Origin of the sequence: Streptomyces sp. (assembly GCF_050698815.1) — a bacterium.
In the GTDB taxonomy this organism is placed as follows: Bacteria; Actinomycetota; Actinomycetes; order Streptomycetales; family Streptomycetaceae; genus Streptomyces.
The window spans coordinates 1-4,514 of record NZ_JBOHCV010000616.1; the positions used below are offsets into that span (position 1 = coordinate 1).

At 69.4% G+C, this 4,514-nt stretch carries 4 protein-coding genes; 2 read left to right on the top strand and 2 right to left on the bottom strand.

The window, feature by feature from the left end:
- The coding region (locus tag ACRDP3_RS22280; protein ID WP_431518769.1) for a CE1758 family FMN-dependent luciferase-like monooxygenase at positions 1-1,028 on the bottom strand (1,028 nt) is incomplete at its 3' end.
- Positions 1,029-1,425: 397 nt separating this feature from the next.
- Positions 1,426-2,628: a low temperature requirement protein A gene (locus ACRDP3_RS22285; RefSeq protein ID WP_431518766.1), complete on the bottom strand. Its 1,203-nt coding sequence runs from the start codon at positions 2,626-2,628 to the stop codon at positions 1,426-1,428.
- A 368-nt stretch (positions 2,629-2,996) separates the two neighbouring features.
- Here ACRDP3_RS22285 and ACRDP3_RS22290 point away from each other — a divergent pair, with 368 nt between their 5' ends.
- Both ACRDP3_RS22290 and ACRDP3_RS22295 read left to right on the top strand, forming a co-directional pair.
- A complete protein-coding gene (locus tag ACRDP3_RS22290) occupies positions 2,997-3,413 on the top strand; it encodes a HEAT repeat domain-containing protein (RefSeq protein WP_431518767.1) in 417 nt (138 codons plus the stop codon).
- A 186-nt stretch (positions 3,414-3,599) separates the two neighbouring features.
- On the top strand, positions 3,600-4,514 hold a 915-nt coding region (locus ACRDP3_RS22295; RefSeq protein ID WP_431518768.1), incomplete at its 3' end, for a thiamine pyrophosphate-binding protein.

Consider the following 4,514-nt stretch of genomic DNA (forward strand, 5'->3'; position numbering starts at 1 on the left):
ACGCCGGCCGGCCTGCCGGCGGCGAACTCCCTGCGCAGCACCGGGACCACCTCCTCGCCGAGCAGGTCGAGCTGTTCGAGTACCGTCTTCAGCGGCAGCCCGGCGTGGTCGATGAGGAACAGCTGCCGCTGGTAGTCGCCGGCGTACTCACGGAATCCCAGCGTCTTCTCGACGACCTGCGCAGGCGATCCGACCGTCAGCGGCGTTTGGGAGGTGAACTCCTCCAGCGACGGACCGTGTCCGTAGACGGGCGCGTTGTCGAAGTACGGCCGGAACTCCTCCACCGCGTCCTGGCTGTCGCGGCGCATGAAGACCTGCCCGCCCAGGCCGACGACCGCCTGTTCCGGGCCGCCGTGGCCGTAGTGCTCGAAGCGGCGGCGGTAGAGCTCCACCATCCGCTTCGTGTGGGAAGCGGGCCAGAAGATGTGATTGGCGAAGAACCCGTCCCCGTAGTAGGCCGCCAGCTCCGCGACCTCGGGCGTACGGATCGAGCCGTGCCACACGAACGGTGGTACGCCGTCCAGCGGGCGGGGCGCGAGGGTGAAGCCCTGCAGCGGGGTGCGGAACTCCCCCTCCCAGTCCACCACTTCCTCGCGCCACAGCCGCCGCAGCAGCCCGTAGTGCTCCACAGTCAGCGGCACCGCCTGGCGGATGTCCTGCCCGAACCAGGGATAGACCGGGCCCATGTTCCCCCGCCCGAGCATCACGTCACAGCGGCCGCCGGAGACGTGCTGCAGCACGCTGAAGTCCTCGGCGATCTTGACCGGATCGTTCGTAGTGATCAGCGTCGTCGACGTCGACAGGATGAGCCGCTCGGTCTGAGCGGCGATGTAACCAAGAAGGGTCGTCGGCGACGAGGGCGTGAACGGCGGATTGTGGTGCTCCCCGGTGGCGAAGACGTCCAGGCCCACCTCCTCAGCCTTCCGGGCAATGGCCAGGGTGTTCTGGATGCGCTGCGCCTCGGTGGGGGTGCGGTCCGTGGTGGGGTCGGGGGTGACGTCGCCGACCGTGAAAATGCCGAACTGCATCCCGGTCTCTTTTGCAGGCTCCATGCCTACCTCCTCCGAGGCCTACCTCGACTTCCACCCCGATGCCCCCCGGCGCCGTCGTGTGCTCCCGGCGGTGATCTCGTCGGCTTGACTGCCCCCGATAGGGCGCCTTCCTCGACCTAAGCCTCACGAGAGCGAGGGACATCTCATGCGGCCAGCGCTGCGGCCACCTCTCCTCGCCTCTGCCACAGCCTGCGGGGTACCCGTATCTCCCATCCGAACACCTCGGGTCTCCTGCGACGGAAGTCGCTGGTCGCCCGGGGCATGGGGCGCTCCGGAGAAGCCTGCCGAGAGCCTTGTGACGATGTCCCACGGCGGCCCGCCGTACGCGGACCTGGCACAGGGTGACCGTTCTGCGACCGGCCCCTCGCGGGCTTCAGTGTTCGTGGCGGAGCCGGTGGCGCTCCTCGGCGAAGCGGCTGGTTTCGAACGCCACCAAGCCGACCATGGCGGCGGCGAGCACCGCGAGGGCGGCCAGCGCGGGAATGAGGGGCCCGACCCCCAGCATCGACATCAGCGCGACAGCCAGCACCGTGCGCTGCACGTTGACGACGTGCAGGACACGCCACGTGAACGCGACGTGCCCCAGCAGGTACAGCGAGACGCCCCCGACCAGCGCGGCGAGCCCAAGACCCTTCAGCGGGTCGGCGAGGTCGTGGTGCACAGGGTCGCCCACATAGTTCAGGACCTTCTTCAGTCCCAACGCGAGCAGCACCACACCGGCGATCAGCGGCAGGTGCAGATAGCTGTAGGCGTCGCGTGCAAGCCGGGGCCGGTCCGCGTCCGGCACGGCGGCGAACGCCCGCTGGGCCGCGAGTGCGGTGACGTCGAAGTAGGCCCACCACAGCGCCGCCGACAGGACCAGTCCCAGTACCGCGGCGGCCACGATCGGCCATGAGATCGGCAGCTCGGCCATCCCGACACCGACGGCCACGATCGACTCGCCCAGCGCGATGATGAGGATCAGGCCGTGCCGTTCGGCGAAGTGCCCGGCCGAGCGGAGCCGCCACCCCCGCGCCCCTCCCAGGTAGTTGCCCAAGTAGTCCGCCACCAGCGCCGCCGCCCACAGCGCCGTCTGCGTCGGCCCGTCGGTCCCCGCCGCGATCAGCAGCAGAGTGGTTGCCGCGAGCATCGAGGGCGCGAAGCGCAGCAGCTGCCCGCGCAGGCCCGGGTCATCGGCGGAGAAGATCCAGAAAAGCATCAGGTGCATGGTGCGGAAGAGGAAGTAGCAGACCGCGAGGACGACCGGGCCGTGCAGCCCGCCGGAGAGGTCGTCGAACGACTCCGGGATGCTCAGTGCGAGGACGAACATCACGGCCATCGCGGTGAACAGCGCCAGCCGGCTGACGCCCTCGTCCGCACGCGCCACGTTGCCAACCCACGAGTAGCACACCCAGCTCCACCACAGCAGCCCGAGGATCAGCACCCCACGAAGCATCCCGTGCCAGGTGAGGTCCTCGGACATGAACGCCGTGACCGCGGTGAGCGCGAACACGAAGACCAGGTCGAAGAACAGCTCCAACGGCGTCACCGCGCCGGTTTCGCGCTGGAACTCGGTACGCAACCGACCCCTGGTCATGGCGACATAGTGGCACATCTGGTGAATGCACCACCCCACTCGCCCGCCATCACCCACCAGCGCACCGCACACGAACAAGCCACACCGTGGGCTACCGACGACGCCATCGAAGGGCTGGCAGGCATCGGCCGCGTCCTCCTCGTCGCCCACAACCGCGGCCACCACACCGAAACCGCACAACCCCCCGACCGGCAAGGTCACGATCTACAGCTGGAGACCCGGCCCGCGAGGTCCGTGTCGCGGCGCCCAGCCCGGACGCCCCCGAGGCTCTCAACCCCCTGCTCCGGGACGCGGACATCCTGGTTCGCCGGGCCGCATTCGCCGCCCTGGCCTCCGCGGGCTGCCCAGCCCCGTAGGACGTCACGGCGGTGAGCGCGTTTGCCGACCCGTCCCGGCAGGTCCGCGCAGGTGCGGCCACGGCGCTGAGCGCGGCCGACCCCGCACATGCCGTGCCCGCCGTGGCCAAGATGCTCGGCGATCCCAACGCCGATGCCCGCAAGGCCGCGGTCCTGGCTCTCCTCGCGCGCTCCACGCGGGAGGATGCCCGCGGGCCGCTCGCCACCGCGGTCCTGGACCCGGACGCCGATGTCCGCGTCTACGCTGCTCGAGCGGCGGCCCCCCCCGGACTGAACGGCGAGCAGCAGCCTCGCCAGTTGCGTCAACGCGGCACGATCGCGTTAGCCGGCGAACCCACTCCACCCACGACAGTCAGCGGCGCGAACCTAAGTCCGAGAGATGGGTTCGTTTCACCGATTGCGCACTGCGCGACCTGCAACTGCTCGTGAATCCGTTGCCGTTCGGCGGTCACCGTGGTGCGCATATCGGTGGAGCGCCGCCGGTGGTGGCGTGGGGGCTGGGGCAGAACCGCATCTCGAGCGCTCAACGCGATCCTTGCCAGTCCGCCTGAGACACGAGCATACTGTATGCAGTATTCCGTGATTCGACCGCACCATCCAGGGAGGGTCCTCACCATGACCGCCACTTCCGTACCGGGCACAGAGGCAGGAGGTGCCGACCACACCGATGTCACCGACGGGATTCATCTGGTCGTCGATGCCCTCAAACTCAACGGCGTGGAGACCATCTACGGTGTCGTCGGCATCCCGATCACCGACCTGGCCCGTGTCGCGCAGGGAGCGGGCATCCGCTACATAGGCTTCCGCCACGAGAGCAACGCGGGACACGCCGCAGCAGCAGCCGGATTCCTGACGAAGAAGCCGGGTATCTGCCTCACGGTGTCTGCACCGGGCTTTCTCAACGGGCTGGTGGGGCTGGCCAACGCCACCACGAACTGCTTCCCGATGGTCCAGATCTCCGGATCCAGCGAACGGCACCTCGTCGACCTGCAGCGCGGCGACTACGAGGAGATGGACCAGCTCGCGGCGGCCAGGCAGTTCACCAAGGCGGCGTACCGCGTGTCTCGGGACGAGGACATCGGTCGCGGCGTGGCTCGCGCGATCCGGACGGCGATCTCCGGCCGTCCCGGAGGGGTCTACCTCGACATCCCGGCAGCAGTGCTGGGCGAGGTCCTCGATGCCGAGAAGGCCGCCGCGTCGGTATGGCAGCTCGTTGACCCGGCACCGCGACAGGTGCCCGCGGCCGCGGCGGTGGATCGCGCGATCGACCTGCTCGCCGACGCCGAGCGGCCGCTCGTCGTGCTCGGCAAGGGGGCCGCCTACGCACAGGCGGACGAAACGATCCGGGACTTCATCGAGACGACGGGCCTGCCGTACGTGCCGATGTCGATGGCCAAGGGCCTGCTGCCCGACGACCACCCCCAGTCGGTAGCCACCGCCCGGTCGCTGGCGCTCACGCGAGCGGACGTCGAGATGCTCGTCGGCGCCCGCCCGAACTGGTTGCTCGGGCACGGCGATGCGCCGCAATGG

Bases quoted from the DNA above. Each gene is read 5' to 3' on its own strand.
- ACRDP3_RS22285 (WP_431518766.1), bottom strand. From the start codon at position 2,628: ATGACCAGGGGTCGGTTGCGTACCGAGTTCCAGCGCGAAACCGGCGCG.